This window comes from Chryseobacterium phosphatilyticum, assembly GCF_002899825.2.
Taxonomy (GTDB): Bacteria; Bacteroidota; Bacteroidia; order Flavobacteriales; family Weeksellaceae; genus Chryseobacterium; species Chryseobacterium phosphatilyticum.
The window spans coordinates 43,230-64,607 of sequence record NZ_PPED02000004.1; the positions used below are offsets into that span (position 1 = coordinate 43,230).

The 21,378-nt window shown below is 36.2% G+C and carries 20 protein-coding genes; 4 read left to right on the forward strand and 16 right to left on the reverse strand.

Going from position 1 to position 21,378, the window contains the following annotated elements; all coding sequences use genetic code 11:
• Positions 1–19: 19 nt before the first annotated feature.
• A complete protein-coding gene (locus C1631_RS15895) occupies positions 20–862 on the forward strand; it encodes an alpha/beta hydrolase (protein ID WP_103246887.1) in 843 nt (280 codons plus the stop codon).
• Between the two features lie 67 nt (positions 863–929).
• Here C1631_RS15895 and C1631_RS15900 read toward each other — a convergent pair whose 3' ends face one another.
• The 11 genes from C1631_RS15900 to C1631_RS15950 all read right to left on the reverse strand — a co-directional run bounded on the left by C1631_RS15900 (position 930) and on the right by C1631_RS15950 (position 11,507).
• On the reverse strand, positions 930–2,684 hold the full coding sequence (locus C1631_RS15900) for a discoidin domain-containing protein (protein ID WP_103246888.1): 1,755 nt from the start codon (positions 2,682–2,684) through the stop codon (positions 930–932).
• 27 nt (positions 2,685–2,711) lie between these two features.
• Positions 2,712–3,737 carry a hypothetical protein gene (locus C1631_RS15905; RefSeq protein ID WP_109713384.1) on the reverse strand — a complete coding sequence of 342 codons (1,026 nt, stop codon included), beginning with the start codon at positions 3,735–3,737 and terminating at the stop codon, positions 2,712–2,714.
• Positions 3,738–3,759: 22 nt separating this feature from the next.
• The gene (locus tag C1631_RS15910) at positions 3,760–5,349 is read right to left on the reverse strand and encodes an NAD(P)-binding protein (protein WP_109713386.1); all 1,590 of its coding nucleotides are present in this window, start codon (positions 5,347–5,349) and stop codon (positions 3,760–3,762) included.
• Complete coding sequence (locus tag C1631_RS15915; RefSeq protein ID WP_109713388.1) at positions 5,324–6,838, reverse strand: polyamine aminopropyltransferase; 1,515 nt, start codon at positions 6,836–6,838, stop codon at positions 5,324–5,326. The genes C1631_RS15910 and C1631_RS15915 overlap by 26 nt, the downstream gene beginning before the upstream one ends.
• Positions 6,831–7,046 (reverse strand): DUF350 domain-containing protein, encoded by a 216-nt coding sequence (locus C1631_RS15920; protein ID WP_103247808.1) that lies wholly within the window; start codon positions 7,044–7,046, stop codon positions 6,831–6,833. The genes C1631_RS15915 and C1631_RS15920 overlap by 8 nt, the downstream gene beginning before the upstream one ends.
• Before the next feature lie 13 nt (positions 7,047–7,059).
• Entirely contained in the window at positions 7,060–7,251 is a 192-nt protein-coding gene (locus tag C1631_RS15925; protein WP_228441282.1) for a hypothetical protein, read from the reverse strand.
• A 3-nt stretch (positions 7,252–7,254) separates the two neighbouring features.
• Positions 7,255–8,718, reverse strand: coding sequence for a DUF4178 domain-containing protein (locus tag C1631_RS15930; RefSeq protein WP_103247809.1), 1,464 nt, complete (start codon positions 8,716–8,718; stop codon positions 7,255–7,257).
• A gap of 3 nt (positions 8,719–8,721) precedes the next feature.
• Positions 8,722–9,081, reverse strand: a complete 360-nt coding sequence (locus tag C1631_RS15935; protein WP_103247810.1) for an S-adenosylmethionine decarboxylase family protein — start codon at positions 9,079–9,081, stop codon at positions 8,722–8,724.
• A 21-nt stretch (positions 9,082–9,102) separates the two neighbouring features.
• On the reverse strand, positions 9,103–10,026 hold the full coding sequence (gene ctlX, locus C1631_RS15940) for a citrulline utilization hydrolase CtlX (protein WP_109713390.1): 924 nt from the start codon (positions 10,024–10,026) through the stop codon (positions 9,103–9,105).
• Between the two features lie 63 nt (positions 10,027–10,089).
• Positions 10,090–10,488: a four helix bundle protein gene (locus C1631_RS15945; RefSeq protein ID WP_165828316.1), complete on the reverse strand. Its 399-nt coding sequence runs from the start codon at positions 10,486–10,488 to the stop codon at positions 10,090–10,092.
• A gap of 104 nt (positions 10,489–10,592) precedes the next feature.
• Positions 10,593–11,507, reverse strand: a complete 915-nt coding sequence (locus C1631_RS15950; protein ID WP_103247812.1) for a dimethylarginine dimethylaminohydrolase family protein — start codon at positions 11,505–11,507, stop codon at positions 10,593–10,595.
• Positions 11,508–11,788: 281 nt separating this feature from the next.
• On the opposite strand from C1631_RS15950, the gene C1631_RS24125 reads away from it, so the two are divergent.
• The 3 genes from C1631_RS24125 to C1631_RS24130 all read left to right on the forward strand — a co-directional run bounded on the left by C1631_RS24125 (position 11,789) and on the right by C1631_RS24130 (position 12,815).
• Entirely contained in the window at positions 11,789–11,956 is a 168-nt protein-coding gene (locus C1631_RS24125; protein WP_165828317.1) for a hypothetical protein, read from the forward strand.
• A gap of 93 nt (positions 11,957–12,049) precedes the next feature.
• Complete coding sequence (locus C1631_RS15955) at positions 12,050–12,241, forward strand: hypothetical protein (protein WP_103247813.1); 192 nt, start codon at positions 12,050–12,052, stop codon at positions 12,239–12,241.
• Between the two features lie 409 nt (positions 12,242–12,650).
• Positions 12,651–12,815, forward strand: coding sequence for a hypothetical protein (locus C1631_RS24130; protein WP_165828318.1), 165 nt, complete (start codon positions 12,651–12,653; stop codon positions 12,813–12,815).
• A gap of 35 nt (positions 12,816–12,850) precedes the next feature.
• Here C1631_RS24130 and C1631_RS15960 read toward each other — a convergent pair whose 3' ends face one another.
• The 5 genes from C1631_RS15960 to C1631_RS15980 all read right to left on the reverse strand — a co-directional run bounded on the left by C1631_RS15960 (position 12,851) and on the right by C1631_RS15980 (position 21,322).
• Positions 12,851–15,025 (reverse strand): outer membrane beta-barrel protein, encoded by a 2,175-nt coding sequence (locus C1631_RS15960; protein WP_109713392.1) that lies wholly within the window; start codon positions 15,023–15,025, stop codon positions 12,851–12,853.
• A gap of 80 nt (positions 15,026–15,105) precedes the next feature.
• The gene (locus C1631_RS15965) at positions 15,106–16,167 is read right to left on the reverse strand and encodes a helix-turn-helix domain-containing protein (protein ID WP_109713394.1); all 1,062 of its coding nucleotides are present in this window, start codon (positions 16,165–16,167) and stop codon (positions 15,106–15,108) included.
• Between the two features lie 487 nt (positions 16,168–16,654).
• Positions 16,655–17,941: a citrate synthase gene (locus tag C1631_RS15970; protein WP_103246807.1), complete on the reverse strand. Its 1,287-nt coding sequence runs from the start codon at positions 17,939–17,941 to the stop codon at positions 16,655–16,657.
• Positions 17,942–18,022: 81 nt separating this feature from the next.
• Entirely contained in the window at positions 18,023–19,315 is a 1,293-nt protein-coding gene (gene eno / locus C1631_RS15975; protein WP_103246806.1) for a phosphopyruvate hydratase, read from the reverse strand.
• A 147-nt stretch (positions 19,316–19,462) separates the two neighbouring features.
• Entirely contained in the window at positions 19,463–21,322 is a 1,860-nt protein-coding gene (locus tag C1631_RS15980; RefSeq protein ID WP_109713396.1) for a glycoside hydrolase family 35 protein, read from the reverse strand.
• Positions 21,323–21,378: the final 56 nt, after the last annotated feature.

Here is a 21,378-nt window from a genome sequence, read left to right on the forward strand (position 1 = left end):
GTTTTTTATCTTTAATGATATGAAAGCAAGGTTGATCAACATCCTTTTAGGTATCACCTTATTTCTTCTTTTGACAGACTGCAAAGACAAAAAGATCAGCTTTAATAATCAGGTCAGTTTCAATAAAGAAGAAAACGTTCCTTATGGTAATCATTCCAGACAGGTTATGGATCTTTATTTCCCAGATAAGAATCTGGCTAAAGAGAGGGAAGTTTTTATTATTATCCATGGTGGAGGGTGGCGTGCCGGGGATAAATCGCAACTCACCTTTTTTACTCTTTCTCTGATGAAAAAATTTCCGGATCACATTTTCGCCAATATCAATTACAGGCTCGCCTCAGAAACAGATTTTGCCTTACCCAATCAGATTGAAGATATCAGCAATGTGATGAAATTTTTAGAGAAGAGGTTTCATTATACTCCTCAACTTATTTTATTAGGCAATAGTGCCGGAGGGCATTTGTCGATGTTATACGCTTATCAGTCGGATTCTTTAAAAAAAGTGAAGGCTGTCATCAATATCGTGGGTCCTGCAGATCTTTCAGATTCGGGTTTCAAAAATTATCAGGAATATTCTTTTGTAGAGAGAAGGCTTGTCAACCCGGACTTGTCTAAACGGGGAATTTCCCTTATCCATCTTGCAAGCCCTGTCTACTGGATCAGAAAATCTTCTCCTCCCACTCTATCCTACTATGGAAGTGGAGACCGTATTATTCCTTCAACACAAGAAAAAATATTAGATTCTATGTTAACTAAAAACAACGTTATCCATGATTCGTATCAATTCAGTGGTGGTCATCTGGATTGGGATAAAGCACCCAATGATGTTTTTCTTATTGATAAAATAAAATCTTTTTCTTGAAAAGATTGATAAAAAATAACACACCCTGACTCCTCAAAGTGTGTTACAAAAAATATCTTTGTTTTATTTATTCTGATTTAACGACCTCTGTTCTTTCTGACATTCCGTTGGCATTGAAGGCCTCAATCTGGAAATAATAAGCATCTGTTCTGTCGGCTCCGGTAAAGAAATATTCATTCTTTCCATACACCATGATACTTCCATACAATTTATCCGGTGATTTTCCCCAATAGATAACGTATCCGTCTGCCTCAGGGTTTTGCTGCCATTTCATCCAGATACTTCTCCTTTCTCCATATTTTTTAGGATCAGCTCTTAGCGGAACGAAACCTTCTACTTTCTTAGGCTTTTCACCTGCTCCTTTTCCAAATACTCTGAAACCACTTAATGCAAATTTTCCCGTGGGCATTTTCAGATTTTCCATCTTAAGAAATCTTGCATAGGCAGGCTTTTCCAACTCGATATAATCATGAGGAACATCTCTGGTATTTTTACTTTTATCTACAATAACTTTCCACTTTTTGCCGTCATCAGATCCAAAAATTTTGTACTGATGCATTTTTCCTAAGGTTTTCCCCATAAACTCCACATCCTGATCAGCATAGTTGATTTGAATGGCATTGATCGCAGAAACTTCTCCAAGATCCGTCTGGAACCACTCTCCTGCATTTCCTGTTTTTGCACTCCAGTAGGTTTTAATATCTTCATCTACAGCAAAATTGGGCTGGTAGCTCCCGAATGTTGAAGAAACCTGAACGGGCTTATTATAGTTTAACAACATCCATCCTGCAAAAAGCCCTTTGGAAAAATCTTTTCCTTGTGCATAGTGTGGAAGATAAGTCGGATAATCTCCATAGGCTGTATTACAATACATGACATCATCTTTATCAAACCCTGCCGGCCAGATTCCGAGTCTTCTTTCAAAATTATTTTTGGTAGAGATAAAGATTGTTGAAACGTGCCACCAGTTTTTATAATTATCTTCAAAAGTAGCTCCGTGTCCTGCTCCTCTTGCAAAACCTCCGGGTTTATAAGAAAACGGATTGTGTTGCTGATATTCAAATCCTTCCAAAGGGCTTTTACTCACATAGACCCCGTCTGAATATCCGCTGAATTCGGTAGCGGGTGCTCCGTATTGCATATAATATTTCCCGTTATGTTTTGTCATCCATGCTCCTTCAACAAAAGGCTGTAAAAAGACATTATCATTATACTCACCAAATCTTTCCCAGCCATGGTCTTCCGGTTTCAACCTGAGAATAGGCTTTACAAATCCTTCGGACTGAAGAGTTTTCACTTTCACTTCTGTTCCCAGTAGTGGCCATTCGTTGCTCGACCCCCAATACAGATAGAGTTTATTTTTATCTTCATCGTAATGAAATGCAGGATCCCATGCCCCGACTTTTAAAGTATCTACAGCAATTTTCCAGTCATCTTTAACAGGATTTGTGCTTTTCCATATAGGAAAGTCCTGTTCCCAGGTAGAACCGAAAACATACAATGTATCTTTCATAGCCCAAACAGCAGGTGCATTGAGATCGTGAATATATTTATTATCACGGAGGAATTTTCTTTTCACAAATTTCCAGTCCAGCATGTCATCGCTGTACCAGTATCCTTCCTGATTGGTAGAAAAAAGAAAAAGTTTATTTTTAAAATTGACAATCACCGGATCAGCTGTAGCACGGTGTTTTCCTTGTTTAGAAAAAACTTCAAAAGGAGTATAACCATAATCAATATTGATAGGATTACAGAATGTTTTCTGCTGAGCTCCTACTATGATAACAAGAAAAAAGGCTAGTGACAGAAAGTATTGTCTCATTTTTAGATTTTAAAGATTGAGACAAAGTTAGCTAACTTTTTTCGGTTTCCTCCAGATAAAACCATCCAGAAGATAGTGGGTGAGCTGTGGAACTGCCAGCAGCGGAATCAAAAATGGCAACAAACCTTCCGAAATAGTAAGATTCATTGAAAAGTGTTCGTTCCAAACTAACGTTTCCCACAGGAATTCTTCAAGAAAGGCAAATACGAGAATAATCCCGATGAATATGAATATCCCTGAAGCAGATGTGAGTACAGCCAGCCAGCCCGATGAGTGTTTTTCTTTTTGTTTAATCTCGCGAATATAAATCAAGGTGATATAAGGAATTCCATGAGAAATGACATTCAAAAAGGTAAAAAGGAGATCATTATTAAAGTAGACAATTCCGAAGTACCATGATAGATAGGTTCCGGCGATAAGAGTAATTTTGGGAATATTAAACTGTCCCGTTTTAATGCTTACTGCAATTGTATTAATGATCCAAATAGCCAGGATCAAGATGTATAATATTGTAATGAAACCCATATAATCCGGTAGATTTCTGAGCCAGTCAAATTCATTGTTTACAAACCAGGTAAAGGCGCGTGGCGTTTTAAACCAATATAACATGGGATAAATAGTAGCAGCATATACCGCCACTTCATCCATCTTTTTGCTCCGGTTATTGGGTTCAAATCTTGCATAAACCCTTACAAACCCATATTGCTGGCGAATGAAATGAAATACAGCAATTAAGGCAAGGGCAGACCAGAATACCAAATCTCCGAACTGGAATAAAAAAATCCCCAGTCCGAGGCTTACAACAGGAATTCCGTAATACAGCAGTTTTCTTTTTTGTACCTCAGTTTTTACGAAATAAGTTTTAAACAACGTGGAATAAACATGAGCAACATCCACAAAAACAATTAATAGCAGCCATGTATAAAAAGAATAGCTGTTTTCAAGTTCCTGAATTTGTTTCTGAAAAAGGAAAATAATCAACAAAACAAGAAAAGGCGGAGATAAAATAAACCACCAATCTGTTTTTGCGTTATGTATCCAGGGTTGCTTCATATCGTTGTTTATACAGGTAGTTTTATAGCATTTGCTCTGCAGCTCTTATTCCCTGATAAAAGGCTTCCTCAAAAATAGAGATTCCCGAGAGATCTGAGTGAGCAAAGAATATTTTTTCGTCTACAGGCTCTTTAGCCACTTTAGCTTTTTCTCCAAAAATCTGATTAGGAACAGGAGCAATCATAGCATGTCCAATTTTATGAAACTGCATTTCAAGGATAAAATCTTCAATCAACGGATGAGCCTTCTTAAGATCTTCTAAAACTAAAGCCTTCATTTTATCCTCTTTCATGGCGTACAGTTCTTTACGTGCTTTCCTGCAATGATCAGTAGAGAAACTTTTGTAATAGGTGATTACTTTTTCACCGGTAATCTGGTTAATATTCTGGTGCTGGTCATAGATATAGCCTAATCCTGACGAACCATAAATAACATTATCCCATGCCAGTTCTTCGTCTCCACCGAATTCATTTTTCAGAGTAATGGTTGTCAAAAGCCATGGGACATAGTTGAAAGATTCAGCTTTTTTATGTTTGAAAATCCTTTCGTTGACAAACTGCGGAACTGCAAACAGTACTTTTTCAGCAATGATTTTTTTGGTTCTCTTCTGAATATTGTCAAAACACAGGACCTCAGCTTTATCATTGATTGTAACATCAAAAACCAGATGTCCGGAAAGACTTTTCTCTTTAGTATATTTTGAAAAATGATTGACCAGTCTTGCATTTCCTTCCGGCCATGTACATACCTGGTCTTTGTAAGTCCTGCTCCAGTTGTTTTTTCTTCCGGCAAAATAATGAATCCCGGCCCAGGCAGAAACATAGTCTATTCCTAATCCATAATCGTCTCTACAGGAATAATCCAGCAGCCACAGAAGTTCTTCCGATTCGTACTTATTTTCCTTCAGCCAATCTTTAAAAAGAATCTTTTCCAACCTGACAACCTCATCATCTTTACTGGAATCATGAACAGGAATAGCAAACCAATATTTTTCCTGGTTATCTTTTTTCTTTTTGAAATCCTCCATGGCTGTAAAGAAACGATTCAGTTCGTTTTGAGTGGTAGAAGAAATTCCTTTTTGGGGAACAATATCATTTTGCCAGGAATTTTTGAAAAACAGTCTTTCCTGTTGTGGAAAAGTCATTTGATATTCATCCAAAACCGGTTCTCCGTTTTTGTCATCTCCCAGATATATTTTGCATTCTTTTAAAAAATCAATAACTTCTACATTTTCCTTGTTGGGTAGTGGCAGATAATGGGCACCCAAGGGAAATTTTGAAAACTTATTCTGTCCATTTGAAGAATTTCCTCCCAAATGATTTTCCATTTCCAACAACAAATAATCCCCCTCATTGTGCTGACTGAAATATCTGCATGCTGAAAGTCCGGAAATCCCTCCACCCACAATAAGATATTTTTTGTGGATAACTTCTGAAACTTGTGGAAAATCTTTTGCCCATAACCGATGCCCAAGAATATGATTGGTCCCTGTAATGAAAAGCAGCATAGACTTAACCTTTTTTCCACAATAGTGCAGAAAGGGAAGCATCAGGCTGCCTAATGCGATTGTTTTAAGAAAGTCTTTTCTACTGAATTTTTCCCCACTCTTCATCGAAATATCGTACTAGTATCTGATTATCCAAACGGTTAACTTCTACCTCATCGGCTTTCATATCCTTGTTAAAATAGGATACCTGAGAAAAATTATAGTCATAATATTTCAGGTTGGGAAGTCTACGGTATATTTTATTGTTGACAGGTTCAAAGGAAGCCATCGAGAACCCCCACTCTCCAAATGAGGGTACATACGTGTGATATGCAGAAGTAAAAGGATAAATCTGATTCATTGTTTTTTCTATACACCAGAAAGACTTTGGAGCAAAATAAGGTGAGGTTGTCTGAACTACAATTTTAGTTTGCGGAGTCGTCAGCCTTTCCAGCTCTTTGTAAAACTGCAGGGAATAGAGTTTTCCTAAACTGTAATTGGATGGATCAGGAAAATCGATGATAATGACATCAAATTTCTTTTTGTTCTCTTTTACCCAAATATAGGCATCCTTGTTAATCACCTCAATTTTAGAATCAGACAAAGAATGATGATTCAACTGCCTCATGGTCTCATTGTTCTTGAAAAACTGTGTCATATCACCATCCAGATCAACAAGAGTAATCTTTTTGACATCTTTATATTTCAGGATTTCACGAACAGCAAAACCATCTCCTCCGCCCAATACCAAAACCTCGTCTATATTTTTAGCCATAGACATCACGGGATGCACTAAAGCTTCATGGTAGCGATATTCATCGGTAGAGGAAAACTGCAGATTATTATTTAAATAAAGCCTGAATTCCCGATGATTTCTGGTCAAAACTATTCTCTGGTAAGGTGAGCTTTTGGTAAACACAACATTTTCTCCATATAGTTTCTCTTCTGAATAGGACAAAATTTTATCCGAAAAGATAAAAAGTGCCAGAAGAAAAACAAAAGCTCCGATAGCTTTTACTTTTAAAGAGATGGGCTTTGAAAGATCTGTTTTAAGGTAGAAACATAGAAATATAGCAATGGAAATGTTGATTAACCCAAAGAATAGCGGGGTTTTTACAATCCCAAGATTGGGAATCAAAACCAACGGAAATAATATGGATGCCAAAAGAGCTCCAATATAATCAAATGCAAAAACATTCGATACTAAGTCTTTAAACCCTACTCTATCTTTCAGAATATTCATCAGCAATGGAATTTCCACCCCGACCAAACATCCGGTAAAGAAAACAAAAAGATAGAGAACAGCCTCAAAGTGGGCCATTGTATTGAATAATATAAACAAGACTACTGAGCTTATCCCTCCAACAATTCCTACCAGAATTTCGATCTCTACGAATTTATCAATAAGATTCCCTTTGATAAATTTAGCAAGATAGGAACCTACTCCCATTGAGAACAGGTATACTCCGATAATGAACGAAAACTGTTTAACAGAGTCTCCCAGAAGATAACTGGCCAGCGCTCCCGCCACCAGCTCATAAATCAGCCCACATGTAGCTATAACAAATACCGAGAACAATAAAAGCAGTTCAAGAGATAGCCTCTTTTTATCCATGAATTGCAGCACTTATGATCATTGAAATTCCAATAATAAAAGCGCCGAAAACAATAGCAAGGGCAATATTTTTGTTTTGAGCAATTTCATGCCATGTTTTTTCCGGGGTTAATCTTTCAATAATAAAGTAACATACCAGTAAAATGGCGATTCCCAAAAAGGAATAAAGAATCGAATTTAATATAGGTAATAGATTAATGTTGTCCATAATTTTATATTTTTTATTTGTGATAAAATCTGTAATATCCTGCTCTGGAATGGCTTTTTGTGGTACCATCACGGTAACTTTCTGTTTTGGCACAATCGCAGAACTGATTGCCTGAAAAAGTAAGATAAACAAACCACCCCAGAAAAATGCCTCCGATGGTAAACAGTTTCCAATTGTTTTTAATGTAATTGATTATTATTTCCATGTCTTAACTAGTGGGATAAGGAGAGTTGGAGCTATTTTTCCATTTGCTGGTCTCGAAAATACGTCGTGCGATATAGCTTAAAATCGTAAACACGATTAAACATACCAATACGATTCCGAAGTTCCAGAATGATACTGGTAACCAGGTAGCTTTGATAGTTACTGATGCATGCTCTTCATATTTGCCCGGATAGCCATAATCCGGAACCATATGAATCAGAATAGAATCCAGTTTTTTAGTATCCTGTAAATTATTCTGGAGGCCGGTTTTTGTCAATATTTCTTTTTCTAAAGCTTCTTTATCAGGATAGCTAACGACGGTTTTATCTTTATCATTCTGCATGAAGTAAGCACCTGTTTCATTCTGAATAACAGAGAAGCCCCCATTTTGCGGACGATATCCAGCTTTGAACGGATCTACAATTCCACCTTCTTTTTCTGCAGAGACCAGAAAATGGTAGTTGCCCGGAGGCACACCACAGATATTGAACTCTGTACTCTGGCTTCCTTCCGTCCAACTTTCTCCATCTTCAAAACCTGAATATTTTTCAATATCCTTAGAAGCGTACGTAACTTCATTCGTTTTTTCATTGACAAGGCTTATTCCCACGCTAGCCCATGAGTTATCTACAGCTGAAAAAGCATGCACTTTTAAAGGAGCAGAGCCTCCCGAAAGGGTAAAGCTTTGACTCACCATTTCTTTATCATTGACATCAGCAAAATTAATGGTCTGCTCAAAAATAGTCTGATTACTTCTGGAGGTCACTACATACAGTTGGAGTAAACATATGAGAATTGCTGTAATGCCCATAATATTGGTACATTGTCTTATATTGTAAGGAAATGGCTGAACAAGTCCTATCCCGAAGCTGGGTGGCAGGTTTTTTAGCCCAAAAGCTTTTTTGATTTCAGATCTAGAAATATGAATTCCTTTGAAGTATTGAGAAGAATTTCCATATTGTTCTCTGGAAATCATTTCTGTACCGTTTACATATTCCTTGTAGCTGGCCAGGGAAAAATTGGCCTCCTCTTCAAAAAAACCTGTTGCTGCATAGGTACTGCATGGAGTAGTTTCATACCACCGGTATTTTCTTCCGTCAAATTCTGCATAGAACTTGGATTCTTTGAAAGCAGTCTTCAGTTCATGAAGAAAAACCCAATGCCCATCACTTTCGCTGAGGAAAACATTATTTCCGGCCTTATCTTTCAAAGCATATTCCCGCCAGAAGGTATCTGAACCGTATTTCTTAACAACAATGTTAATAACCCAGTATTCAGTACCATAGAGCATCGCTTTTTGTCCAACATCCAGAACAACATTTTCCACGGGCTTTTTAACGAGTTTTTTCGGTGTAGCTTTTCCTGGTTCAATAAGGTTATCACAGTGGCTGCAGATAAATTCCTTAACCTCAAATTCTATGGCCAGATCATTATTGTTTGTCTGGCAAACAGGGCAAATATGATCCATTTTTTAGCGGTTAATTTTATGTTCCTGAATGATAACAGCATTGAAATACTTTACAACCTCATTGGCGATCTGCTCAACCTTTGAAGTATTATCCTGGGTATAATTACACAGAAAAACATCAAAAGTAAGTTGTTTGTACTCCGGCCAGGTGTGAATGCAGAGGTGGGATTCTTTAAGGCATACGGCAGCAGTGAAACTGGAATTGTCGAAAATATGATTGGTAACTCCTACAATCTCCACCTCTTTAGTTTTCAGAATTTCCTCTGTAAATTTCAGAAATCCGTTGCTGTCTAATAACAAATCTTCTGACTCTGTTTCCAAAGTCAGAAGAATATGTAAACCTTTACTTGATAATGGTTTCAATTATTTTTTTTGGTAAATATATTATTTTTTTGGAAGAAAAACTTCTGCAAGCATACATCTTGCACTTCCTCCCCCATTGACTTCAATAGTATTAAGATCTGAATAAATAATTTCACAGTATTTTTCAATAGCAGCTACCTGTTCTGGTGTTAAAGACTGATACGCCGTCTGGCTCATTACCAGGAACTTTTCTCCGTCGTTATTCTGAACCTGAAGCATATTTCCTGCAAATTGTTGCATTTGTTCTTCTGTAATCTCTATGATTTCTTTTCCTGAGCCTTTAATTGTTTCTATCACTTTTTCTCTTTCGAGTTCATCATCAATGCAATCAAGACATATGACAACAAACTTATCGGCTACACACATCATAACGTTAGTGTGATAAATTGGAAGCCTTTCTGTACCTACTGTTTGAAAAGAGTGGAAAACTACAGGAGTAAAGCCATATTTTGCACAAAATTCTCTGAATAATGCCTCATCCAATCTCAAAGAAACTGATCCATAAGCAATTTTATTGTCATGATCGAAAATCATACTCCCTGTCCCTTCCAGGAAATGCCCCTGGGTTTCGGAGAAAGACCAATCATCGATTTCAGAAATTTCAAATCCCTGATTCTGGATACTTTCAATAATATCTTCTCTTCTTTCTACTCTTCTGTTGGACGCAAACATCGGGTATAAAACCACTTTGCCGTCCTTATGGAAACTCACCCAGTTATTAGGAAAAATAGAATCCGGAGTGTGGGGATCTATCGTATCTTTAATACTGATTACATTAATCCCTTTACTTCTGAGTTTTCCGACAAAAGTATTGAATTCTGCCAAAGCTTTTGACTGAATATCTGAACCTGTTTGTTCAACCTGAAAATAATTATTTTCCGCAGTTTCTGCGTTGTAGCCGAATGCAATCGGCTCTATCATTAATACGGTATCTGTTGTTTGCATCTTTTTTAGTTTGAGAGTGTTAGTGTATGAGAGTCTTAGAGTTTGATCAGTTGATTATCAATTCTACTCCTCATTTTGAATTGAAGTAAATGAACACCATTTTTCTGATTGATTCATCATATTTACTAACATTCCTATTATTTGATTATACTGATTAAGTAAATTGTTATATTGCTCTTTATTAATGTAGCAGCAAGCATGAGCAAATTGAAGCCATGTTTGGGTTTCTCTTGCTTCTCCCTCCGAATCTGTAAGCTTAGCGATGAAGGATTTTTCATATTTTCTTTTACCCCAAGCCTCACTAATATTTGCCGTTACAGATCTTGATGACCTTCTTATCTGGTCTGTAAGAGAATAAAGTTCTTCTTTTGAAAAAGATTTTGAGAGTTCAAAAATCAGCTGTGTTGTTTCAAATGATTTTTGAAAAACTTTTAAGTCCTGATGAAATTTAATCGTTGACATACACTACTATTTATTTAAAATTAAAAAAATATTGAAATACACACCAACACTCTAACTCTCAGATCCTAAAACTTCTCCACTCTCAAACACTAAAACCCTTCTGATTACTCTCGTACAAGTGGCATTGTAGAACATCTCAGCAATCCTCCCATTTTAGAAATTTCTCTGTAAGGAATTTCTTCCACCGTAATTCCCCATTCGTTTCTTAAATGGTTGTTCATTCTTGTGAATGCTTTGTCGGAAACAACCACTTCAGGAGAAATAGAGAAGATATTCGGGAACATTTCAAACATTTCTTCGTCATTGATGTGAAAACAGTTTTCTTCTCCGAAGATATCAATGATTAACCGGTAATCACTTTCATCAACAAATCCATTCTTATAGATAATGCATTTGTCTTCTCCTATCGGATTAAAAGTACAATCAAGGTGAAGAATTCCTTCGAATGGAACCTTATCATTTTTCTTCAGCTCAAGGTCAATGATTCTTTTCTTCGGAAAATATTCCTTTAAAATTTCGATAGCATATTCGTTGGTTCTTGCTGTTTTATAATTTCTGTAATCTTCGCTGAAGCATGTTCCTATAAAAAGGAAATCATTCCATACGATGACATCTCCTCCTTCGATATGAGCTGTTTCCGGAAGGTTGATAATCTTTCTCCAGGCTACTTTTTCAAAAACGCTTTTATATGCTTCCTGCTCATCGGCTCTGTCCACAATCACGTTGGAGATGATCATTTTATCATCAATAACAAAAGCCACATCTCTTGAAAAGACTTGATTATAATCCTGGATAATGCTTGGACGAAGTACTTCAACGTCATATTTTTTTAAAACTGCTTCGAAAGCGTTCATCTCATTGATGATATCCACTTCCTTAGGATAAATGTTGTGTTCGATTGAGTAATATGACTTGGCGTCATAGCTTTCCTCCAATGTGGGAACCGGCCCCAGTGAATTAGGCTGACCTAGAACTACTGACTTCAGCCTTCCCGTTTCGTTTTTAATGTTTAGTCTCATAAAGATTTATGCAATACTACAAATATAAGTAAAGGTCTCTATCTATAAAACTTTTGGATTATTTTATGCATTAAATTTGCCGATCTTAAGGTATATCCATTACTATTTTTTAACAAAAACCCGCATTGGAGTTTTACCACGGTCTACAACTTACTGTATTTCATCTACATAAGAATGTCAGTTTTTTTTAAAAAACAAATACAACTTCATACTTTAGTGATATAATTTTCAAGAGATTATACATTTTAAAAACTTTAGTATTAACATCAAAAAGCAACGCTATGAACAAGAAAATTTCTGTGTTGAAAAATGCACAAAAACTCGGAAGGAACCAACAAAAATCAATTACCGGAGGAGGCTTTATGCCGGGAAACAAAAAATGCTGTGAGTGGGATGATTCCACCAACAGTTGCTTCCTCTGGGTATGTAACACATGTCACTGTCCTTAATTAGGATATAATTTTCAAGGGATTATACGTTTTAAAATTTACTATTAACATCAGAAAACAATGTTATGAACAAGAAAATTTCTGTGCTAAAAAATGCACAAAAACTGGGAAGGGATCAACAAAAATCAATTACCGGAGGAGGAGAATTCATACCGGGGGGTAAAAAATGTTGCGAGTGGGATGGAGTCACCGGAACCTGCTTCCTTTGGATATGCAGCAGATGTAACTGCCCATAAAAGCAAAAGTCGTTTTACGAGATGTGAAACGACTTTTTTTATTATTTAGTTTCTCCTTTCATCCGTAATATTATATACAACTCACTCAAATTCATCCATATAATCGTAAATTTTTTATTAAAAATACAAAAACAAATTCCTATATTAGGGATATAATTTTGCAAGATTATAAAAATTAAAACTTAACTATTAACATCAAAACAACAAAATCATGAACAAAAACAATTCTGTGCTAAAAAATGCACAAAAATTAGGAAGAGATCAACAAAAATCAATTATCGGAGGAGCTCCCATCTTTACTGGCAGAAGATGCTGCGAGTGGGATAACAATGGAAAATGCTATATATGGACATGTGACAGATGCCAATGTCCATAATAAACTACCCTATTTTCGACTTAAAAGTGGGAAATTTTCCCCGGAAGGAAACATTAAAACTTAACATCAAAAAATCAAAATCATGAACAAGAACAAATCTGTGCTTAAAAATGCACAAAAATTAGGAAGAGATCAACAAAAATCAATTATCGGAGGAATCGGTATCAATAGACCTAGATACTGCTGTGAATGGAATGAGGATGGCAGCTGCAGAATCTGGACATGTGGTAACTGCGTTTGCCCATAAAAATACTCAACCTGCTTTTACAAGCAGGTTTTCTTTTATCTTGTTCTGTTTTCTTCCTCTGTTTTTTGAATTTCTTTTGTCTGGTATTTTGAGCTTCCAAAGTTATAGCTCAACGAAAAAAATAACCGGCTACTGTCCCACCAGTGTGTAAAACGATTATCCATGATCTGTTTATGTCTGAATTCCAGGCTTTGATCATTTGAATCAAATAGATTATTATATCCAAGCTTTGTATTCAGTTTATTATCTAACCATGATTTCTGAATGGAGAGATCTATACTATAACGGGGTTTAATAATATAGAGGCTGTTTCCGGTTTTAGATTCATAGTTAGTGAACAGATTAATTGTGTACCCCTGGGGTAAAGTAAAGACCTGGTTTACCCTTATTTCATAATTGTAAATATCCAATGCAAAGACATCCTCCAAGTATGGTCTGAATTCATAATTGTAATATCCCGTAATCTGGGTAGTAATGTTCCACCATTTTGTAATCTTAACGGGGAAGCTTGTTTCCAAAGCAGCAAAATTCCTGTAAGGTAAATTAGCTCCCAGATATTCCAACACATTTGTTTCCGGGTTGTAAATGGGATAACGGATCATCACCTCTTTTTCTTTACCTATACTAAGGCTGGTAATCCAGTTTTTATAGCGATAAGTTGCCCTGATCTGGCTGGTGAAAGAAGGTTGTAAATAGGGATTCCCTATCCAATAGTTCAAAGGGCTAAAATAAAACCGGAACGGATTAAGCTGTGAAAAAATCGGTCTGGTCATTTTTCTGCTGTAAGAAAGGGAAAATTCATTAGATTTATTGAAGGTATAACTTGCACTAAAGGAAGGTAGCCATTCCAAATAGTTTCGGACAACGATAGAATCTGCGGTAATCGCATTGGAAATACTATTTGTATTCTCCAACCTCAGCCCGGTATTAATCTGAAGTTTCCAAAATTTTTGTCTGTATGCTAAATAACCGGCACCTATTTTCTCTTTGTAAGAGAATACATTGCTTCTGCCAGGATCAAATACAAACTGTGCACCTGTTGATAAGGTATCGTATCTGATATTGTTGCTGGTATCCGAATAACTATATTTAATCCCCATTTCTATATCTGCATTTCCTATTTTTTGAGAGGCATCAATCTGGGCCGTATAGATATCAATTCTATTAACGAGGTCAGACTTCCAATATGATAAAAGATCAGATGTAGGTTGATCTCTGTTAATAAAGTCATCTTTCTGTTTGTTTTTAACTGCAAGATAGTTTCCGAGAAAACTAATTGTTAATCCCTTGTTTTGAAAAGAATAATCGGTTGTAATACCATAATTATTTTGTACATAGTCTGAAGGGTTTTCGCTTGTGGTATGAAAAATCAATTGAGTTTCACTTTTGTCAGTAGTGTATAAAGATCCTGAACGAAGACGATCATTATCCCGAAAATTGCCTCTTACATTGATCCCCAATCTATTTTTATCATTCAATCTGAAATCGGCACCTATCAAAACATTATACACACCGACATTTTCTTTTTGTTTTGTATTTGTCCGCATAACATTGGTATTTGCCAATCGTTGTAAAGCCTTATAACGGTAGTTAGAAATACCTTCATTATAGCCGGCCTGCATCGTAAAAACAGCCTTTGGGATATTATAGGAAAGGGTTAAGGCATTTTCTCTGTAATTGAATTTATTGATATATACATTTCCATTATAATTTCCTTTCCATCCGAGATTGGTATTCTTTTTTAATTTAATATCAATAATCCCTTTAAATTCTGCATCATATTTTGAAGAAGGATTAGCGTTGACTTCTAATGATTCTACCATTTCGGGTGATAAAGACCGCAAATAGGCTTGTAACTCCTGAACACTCATTACAATGGGTTTTCCATCAATAAAAATCGCCGGACTGATCCTTCCTCCGATAAAAATACCATCTTCCTGGTCTACAGTCACTCCCGGTGTTTTCCTCAGAACTTCTAAAAGGTTTGATGAAGTTTTAAAATCTCTGTTACCAGAAACCGCCATCACCGTATTTCCATCATTTAACTTTATACTTCGGGGAGCAGATTGAATAATTACCTCTGAAATATTTGTTGTCGGGGACCTTTGTTCACTAAGAGAATCCGGAACTTTTCTTTTTGTAATGTCTTGTGCTTTTCCAAAAATTAACAGAAAAAACAGTAATAGCAGGTACCATAATTTGATCATCATAAATTTTAATTTTTACGAGATCAAAAGTAAAGACCAGAAATAAAAATGAGGTTTTGAAGTTTAAATTCCGCAGTACGAAATTATAAATTAGAACTTTGCAACCCAGGCTCAGTAAGGGTTTGCGATTGTTTATATAAAAGAGGTGTTGTATTTTTAATTTTTTTGAATGTTGAAAAAAAAGTAGACTTGGAATTAAAACCAACTTCGTATCCGATCTCTTCAATTTTCAAATAGGAACCATTTTCTATTTTTTCACAGGCTTCATCAATTCTGTATTCATTGATATAGGTAGAAAAACTTTTTCCCAGATTATCATTCAACAATTGTGAAAGCTGATGCGCTGACATATTCATCGCGGATGCCAGATCATTTAATTTTAGATTTGGATTTTTATACAGTTCCTGAGAGCTCATTAATCTTTCCAGCTTAGAAACAAAATTATCAGCTTGCTGCCCCGAAATTTTTCTATTAGAATATTTACCTGGTTCTTTTGTTGATATCTGTTGATACTTTTTGTTGAACAAGATAAGGAAGTTAGCATACAATACAAAAGAAAAGACTAAGCTGCCACCCGCACAGTAGACCTGTACCCAGCCCGTAGAAATGAGTTGATAAGTTAAAAAGATAATTACATTACTCATCAATACAGGAAGAACAAATTTATTAGGATTTTTACTGTTTTGTCTTGAATATTGATAATACTGATATATAGCAAGAAATATAAATACAGACCAAACTGCGTAAATAAAGGTTCCGAAATAATTATCCCAGATAACCGGAAAAAATAGATAAAGTAATCCGACTGCTCCTAAAATAAGGGTCAATATTCCAAACATTCTGCGACAATTTATCTGATCAAATTCTTCCTGCTGAAAAGAAGACCTAATGTAATAATATAGGGCCGGTCCTGTAAAAAATAATGAAGATAATCCAAGGTGTGGAATAATTCTCGGTAAATCAGGATAGAAATAAATCCCAACTGAAATCCCAACTCTTATACTTAACGTTAATAAAAGAAGACCAAGAAAAAAATCAGGCAGGTATTTCAGTTTTTTGACAAATAACAGATACATTCCCAGCAAAAGCCCGTTGAATGCTCCTACTGCACTGAAAAAAAATAACATCTGTTGTCCGAAAGTCATGGTATATTTATTTTTCTACTCTAAGTTGCTGTATTTATAGAAAAGGACTTTAGCCCGTTTAATCCATAAATAGTATTCATTCGGCTTTAGCCGAAACTTATTTTATGCAAGAGTAAATTTAATAAATTATTAAATTGAATGTCAGATAGATGAAATATTTTTTTAGGTTTTGGCTGAAGCCAATGGAATTATTTTTGTTTTCAAAACGGGCTAAAGCCCGTTTCTATTGAATCATAAGCGTTGTGGCTAACGTTATTTGGATCCGTATGGGGTAACAAAATACGACATAATCATTAGGAGCGGGAATCGTTATGTTTATTACTGATTACTAATATTCTTAGCCCCGATAGGAACGGTTACCCCGCAGCATACGTCGGAAATGCAGAGGCGTGAGGAGTATGAGTGGATAGCGGGAAACAGCTTCTAACGATTAAAAACAAAAAATCCCAAAGCAAGCCTTGGGATTTTGATATGGTAAAAGCAGATATTATCTGCTTGCGATATCGATATAATTTCTTTCCTGAGCACCTTGATATACCTGTCTTGGTCTTCCGATAGGGTCTCCTTTCAATCTCATTTCTTTCCATTGAGAGATCCAGCCCGGTAGTCTTCCTAATGCAAACATTACGGTAAACATTTCTGTAGGAATTCCTAATGCTCTGTAGATGATACCTGAGTAGAAATCTACGTTTGGATATAGCTTTCTTTCTACGAAGTATTCGTCTTCAAGAGCTACTCTTTCTAATTGCATTGCAATATCAAGAGCTTTGTCCTGGATTCCTAATGCTGTAAGAATATCATCAGCAGCTTTCTTGATAATTTTTGCTCTCGGGTCGAAGTTTTTGTACACTCTGTGTCCGAATCCCATTAAACGGAAGTTATCAGACTTATCTTTTGCTTTAGCAACATATTTAGATACGTCACCGCCATCTTTTTCGATAAGCTCAAGCATTTCGATTACAGCCTGGTTAGCACCACCGTGTAGTGGCCCCCAAAGTGCAGATACCCCAGCAGAGATAGATGCGAAAAGACCTGTATGAGCAGAACCTACCATTCTTACTGTAGAAGTAGAACAGTTTTGCTCGTGGTCAGCGTGAAGGATTAATAATTTATCTAATGCATTAACGACTACCGGATCGATTTCGAAATCAGCGTTTGGTAATCTGAATGCCATTTTGTAGAAGTTTTCTACATAGTTCAGGTTGTTGTCTCCGTGGTTTAATGGTAAACCTTGAGTTTTTCTATAAGTCCAGGCACAAAGGTGAGAGAACTTAGCGATCATAAGCTCAGCAGCGTGATCCATTTCTTCTTTAGAGTTTACGTTAACGGCTTTCGGGTTGAAGGCTGTTAATGCAGAAGTCATAGAAGAAAGTACTCCCATAGGGTGAGCAGAACGAGGAAAAACATCAATGATCTTTTTCATCTCATCTGCGATGAAGTTATATTTTTTAATATTGTTGTCGAAAGAAGTAAACTGGTCTTGAGTAGGTAGTTCTCCATGTAATAAAAGGTACATTACTTCAGTGAAGTTAGATTTTTCAGCAATCTGTTCGATTGGATAACCTCTGTAGAATAATTCTCCTTTATCTCCGTCTAAGTAAGTGATGTCGCTAATGGTAGCTCCTGTATTTTTGTAACCTAAATCCAGAGTGATTAAACCTGTCTGGTCTCTTAATTTTGAAATATCAATCCCTCTGTCTCCGATAGTACTATCCACGATAGGATATTCATATGAATTACCGTCGTAATTCAATATTACTTTGTTGTCTGACATTATTTATTTTTTTTTAAATATACTACTTTCCATAAAATACGGCAAACAAAAATTATCGCTTGCCGTTATTTATAAATTCGATTATCTTTTAATTTTAAATGCTTCTAAACCTGGGAAAATTGCAGTTTCACCTAGTGCTTCTTCGATTCTCAAAAGCTGGTTGTATTTTGCCATTCTGTCTGATCTTGAAGCTGAACCTGTTTTGATTTGTCCACAGTTCATTGCTACTGCTAAATCAGCAATGGTAGCATCTTCAGTTTCTCCTGATCTGTGAGACATTACTGAAGTGAATTTATTATTCTGCGCCATTTGTACGGCAGCCATTGTTTCGGAAAGAGAACCAATCTGGTTTACTTTTACAAGGATTGAATTAGCAATACCTTCTTTCACACCTCTTGACAATCTGTCTACATTAGTTACGAATAAGTCATCTCCTACCAATTGTACTCTGTCACCGATTTTATCTGTCAACATTTTCCAACCTTCCCAGTCATCTTCCTGCATACCATCTTCGATAGAAATGATAGGGTATTTAGCAGCCAGCTCTGCAAGGTAAGAAACCTGCTCTTCTCTTGATCTGTGAGCACCTTTATCTCCTTCGAATTTTCTATAGTCGTAAGTTCCGTCTTTATAGAATTCTGAAGCAGCACAGTCTAATGCCAGCATGATATCGTCACCAGGTTTATATCCTGCTTTTTCAATTGCCTGAAGTAAAGTATCCAAAGCGTCTTCAGTTCCGTTGAAGGTAGGAGCAAAACCACCTTCATCTCCTACAGCTGTAGAAAGACCTCTTCCTTTAAGGATAGATTTCAGGTTGTGGAAAATTTCCGTTCCTTTTCTCAAAGCGTGAGAGAAAGAATCTGCTTTTACCGGCATGATCATAAATTCCTGGAATGCAATTGGAGCATCAGAGTGAGATCCCCCATTGATTACATTCATCATTGGAACGGGAAGTGTGTTTGCGTTTACTCCTCCTACATATTTATATAAAGGCATTCCCAATTCTGCTGCTGCAGCTTTTGCCACTGCCAGAGAAACACCAAGAATTGCATTAGCACCAAGATTTCCTTTGTTTGGCGTACCATCAAGATCAATCATAATCTGATCGATATAGTTTTGTTCAAAAACCGGTTGCCCAACTAAATTCTCTGCAATTACTTCTTTTACATTTTCAACAGCTTTCAGGACTCCTTTACCCTGATATTCTGATCTACCGTCACGTAATTCCACCGCTTCGTGTTCTCCTGTAGATGCTCCTGAAGGTACAGCAGCACGGCCCATTGCTCCGCTTTCTGTAAATACGTCTACTTCAATGGTAGGATTACCTCGGGAATCCAAAATCTGTCTTGCTTCTATGTAAGAAATTGCACTCATTTTTTATTTTTTTTAGTTTATACAAATTTAGCTAAAATTAAACTTTTCAAGGGTATTTCATGAATATCTTTTTGCAACAATTGCAAGTTAAAATTTAGTTAATAAGCAGGCTAACATCTTATTTGGTTCATAGTAAATTTTGAAAAATCATTTCTTGACAAGTTGATCCAATATCGGATGATCAATGGAATGAATTGTATTTTGATTTTCATAAAGCTGCTCGAAAATCTGAATTATATTTTTTCCCTTTTTCAACCATACACCGGGAACATACAAAGTGAGTTGCGGCCCCACTTTGCTCCAATATCTTCCGATATTCTTTCCGTTAATAAAGACAATTCCCTTTCCAAATTTTCTCATATCAAGAAAGGTATCCCCTGTTTCTCCAAGCTCAAATTCAGCTTCCTGAATGACAGGTGAAAGATTGTTTATTTTTCCTGAAGAATAATCATGTTTAGGAAACTCATCAAAAGGTAAAGGAAACATCTGCCAATCCCCCGAAATCTCAGTTCCATTTATTTTTACCGGACTTATAATTCCTTTTAAATTATGAACAATTTCAGCCCCATAATTAATTCTTCCCATATTTTCAACAAGAATATCTAACCGATCTCCTGCTTTAAGATCTATTTCAAGATCATATTTCTTATCAATCCTGTTTAATTCTCCTTTCCAGATTCCATTCACATAGAGATTAGCATAATCTCTGAGCCCTTTTATTTCAAGTTGCCCTTTCTGAGCTTTAGCAAAGTTTTTTCTGTAAAGCATGTAACCACTTCCGAAATTCAGGTCTTCAAAGGTCTGTGGTTGATCTTTTACAATGGGTTTCCTGGAGACAATCCAATCAAACAGATTGTTTATTCTGGAAAACTTAATTTCTGGAATCGTGATGACTTTTGCAGCCTTAGGAACTTCAGGAAGTTTATTCTGATTGATTCTCAGGAAAAGGTCCCTTAAAGCATTATATTTTGGTGTCGCCCATCCTGCCTCGCTAATGGGAGCATCATAATCATAGCTCGTGATATCCGGCTGAATATCATGGTTTTTATCATAATTGGCACCACTGGTAAATCCGAAATTGGTTCCACCGTGGATCATATAGTAATTAAAAGAAACTCCATTTTCAATATAAGTGTTTGTTTGTTTTACAACATCCTCCGTTGAAACTTTCACAAAGGGTTCTGCCCAATGATCCAGCCATCCCGGATAATATTCTGCCACCATATAAGGGCCTTTACCACCATTATATTCATTGACAGTTTTCTTCAGGGTTTCAATATTACTTTCACCATTGGCTGTAGGTAAAACTCCTTCAATAGCCCCTCCTTTGAAGAGACTGCTCCCGTCCGAGGTAAAAAAAGGCACTGAAATTCCAGACTTTACCAAAAGATTCCTGATTTTAGTACTGTATTTTTTATGTTGCTCCAGAGGGATATCCGGGCGCTGGCTTACATAGGATCCAAATTCATTCTCCGCCTGAACCATAATAACAGGGCCTCCATTATTAATTTGCAACGGTACAATTTGTTTAGCCAGTTGATTAATATAGCTTTCACACTGCTTAAGAAAAGCTTCATTATCTGCTCTTATCACTAAATTCTTATCTTTTTGTAACCACCACGGATATCCTCCGAATTCCCATTCTGCACAAACGTAAGGACCTGGACGGATGATAACATACAATCCAACTTCCTGAGCAGTCTTTATAAACTTCTTTAAATCTTTTTCACCGGTAAAATTCCATTTTCCTAGCGACTCTTCATGATAATTCCAGAAAACATAGGTGGTGACTGTATTCAATCCCATAGCTTTCATCATCTGTAACCTATGCTTCCAATATTCAGACGGGATTCTTGGATAATGCATTTCTCCGGAATAAATCGTGAAAGGTTTCTCATTTAATAAAAAATGTCCATCTTTGATTTTAAAGCTTCCCTTTTGTGAAAACATCGAATTACATGACGAAATAAAAAGGATTACCAATAAATATTTACAAATTTTTCTCATATTGCAGGGCATGATTTTTGTAAATGTAAAGAATAAAAATCAAGCTTACTATCAAA

Bases quoted from the DNA above. Each gene is read 5' to 3' on its own strand.
- C1631_RS15945 (WP_165828316.1), bottom strand. From the start codon at position 10,488: ATGTCAACGATTAAATTTCATCAGGACTTAAAAGTTTTTCAAAAATCA.
- C1631_RS15930 (WP_103247809.1), bottom strand. From the start codon at position 8,718: ATGGATCATATTTGCCCTGTTTGCCAGACAAACAATAATGATCTGGCC.
- C1631_RS15925 (WP_228441282.1), bottom strand. From the start codon at position 7,251: ATGGAAATAATAATCAATTACATTAAAAACAATTGGAAACTGTTTACC.
- C1631_RS15970 (WP_103246807.1), bottom strand. From the start codon at position 17,941: ATGTCAGACAACAAAGTAATATTGAATTACGACGGTAATTCATATGAA.
- ctlX (WP_109713390.1), bottom strand. From the start codon at position 10,026: ATGCAAACAACAGATACCGTATTAATGATAGAGCCGATTGCATTCGGC.
- C1631_RS15965 (WP_109713394.1), bottom strand. From the start codon at position 16,167: ATGACTTTCGGACAACAGATGTTATTTTTTTTCAGTGCAGTAGGAGCA.
- C1631_RS15955 (WP_103247813.1), top strand. From the start codon at position 12,050: ATGCACAAAAACTGGGAAGGGATCAACAAAAATCAATTACCGGAGGAG.
- C1631_RS15895 (WP_103246887.1), top strand. From the start codon at position 20: ATGAAAGCAAGGTTGATCAACATCCTTTTAGGTATCACCTTATTTCTT.
- C1631_RS15950 (WP_103247812.1), bottom strand. From the start codon at position 11,507: ATGAGACTAAACATTAAAAACGAAACGGGAAGGCTGAAGTCAGTAGTT.
- eno (WP_103246806.1), bottom strand. From the start codon at position 19,315: ATGAGTGCAATTTCTTACATAGAAGCAAGACAGATTTTGGATTCCCGA.
- C1631_RS15900 (WP_103246888.1), bottom strand. From the start codon at position 2,684: ATGAGACAATACTTTCTGTCACTAGCCTTTTTTCTTGTTATCATAGTA.
- C1631_RS24125 (WP_165828317.1), top strand. From the start codon at position 11,789: ATGAACAAGAAAATTTCTGTGTTGAAAAATGCACAAAAACTCGGAAGG.
- C1631_RS15905 (WP_109713384.1), bottom strand. From the start codon at position 3,737: ATGAAGCAACCCTGGATACATAACGCAAAAACAGATTGGTGGTTTATT.
- C1631_RS15910 (WP_109713386.1), bottom strand. From the start codon at position 5,349: ATGAAGAGTGGGGAAAAATTCAGTAGAAAAGACTTTCTTAAAACAATC.
- C1631_RS15980 (WP_109713396.1), bottom strand. From the start codon at position 21,322: ATGAGAAAAATTTGTAAATATTTATTGGTAATCCTTTTTATTTCGTCA.
- C1631_RS15915 (WP_109713388.1), bottom strand. From the start codon at position 6,838: ATGGATAAAAAGAGGCTATCTCTTGAACTGCTTTTATTGTTCTCGGTA.
- C1631_RS15960 (WP_109713392.1), bottom strand. From the start codon at position 15,025: ATGATGATCAAATTATGGTACCTGCTATTACTGTTTTTTCTGTTAATT.
- C1631_RS15920 (WP_103247808.1), bottom strand. From the start codon at position 7,046: ATGGACAACATTAATCTATTACCTATATTAAATTCGATTCTTTATTCC.
- C1631_RS24130 (WP_165828318.1), top strand. From the start codon at position 12,651: ATGAACAAGAACAAATCTGTGCTTAAAAATGCACAAAAATTAGGAAGA.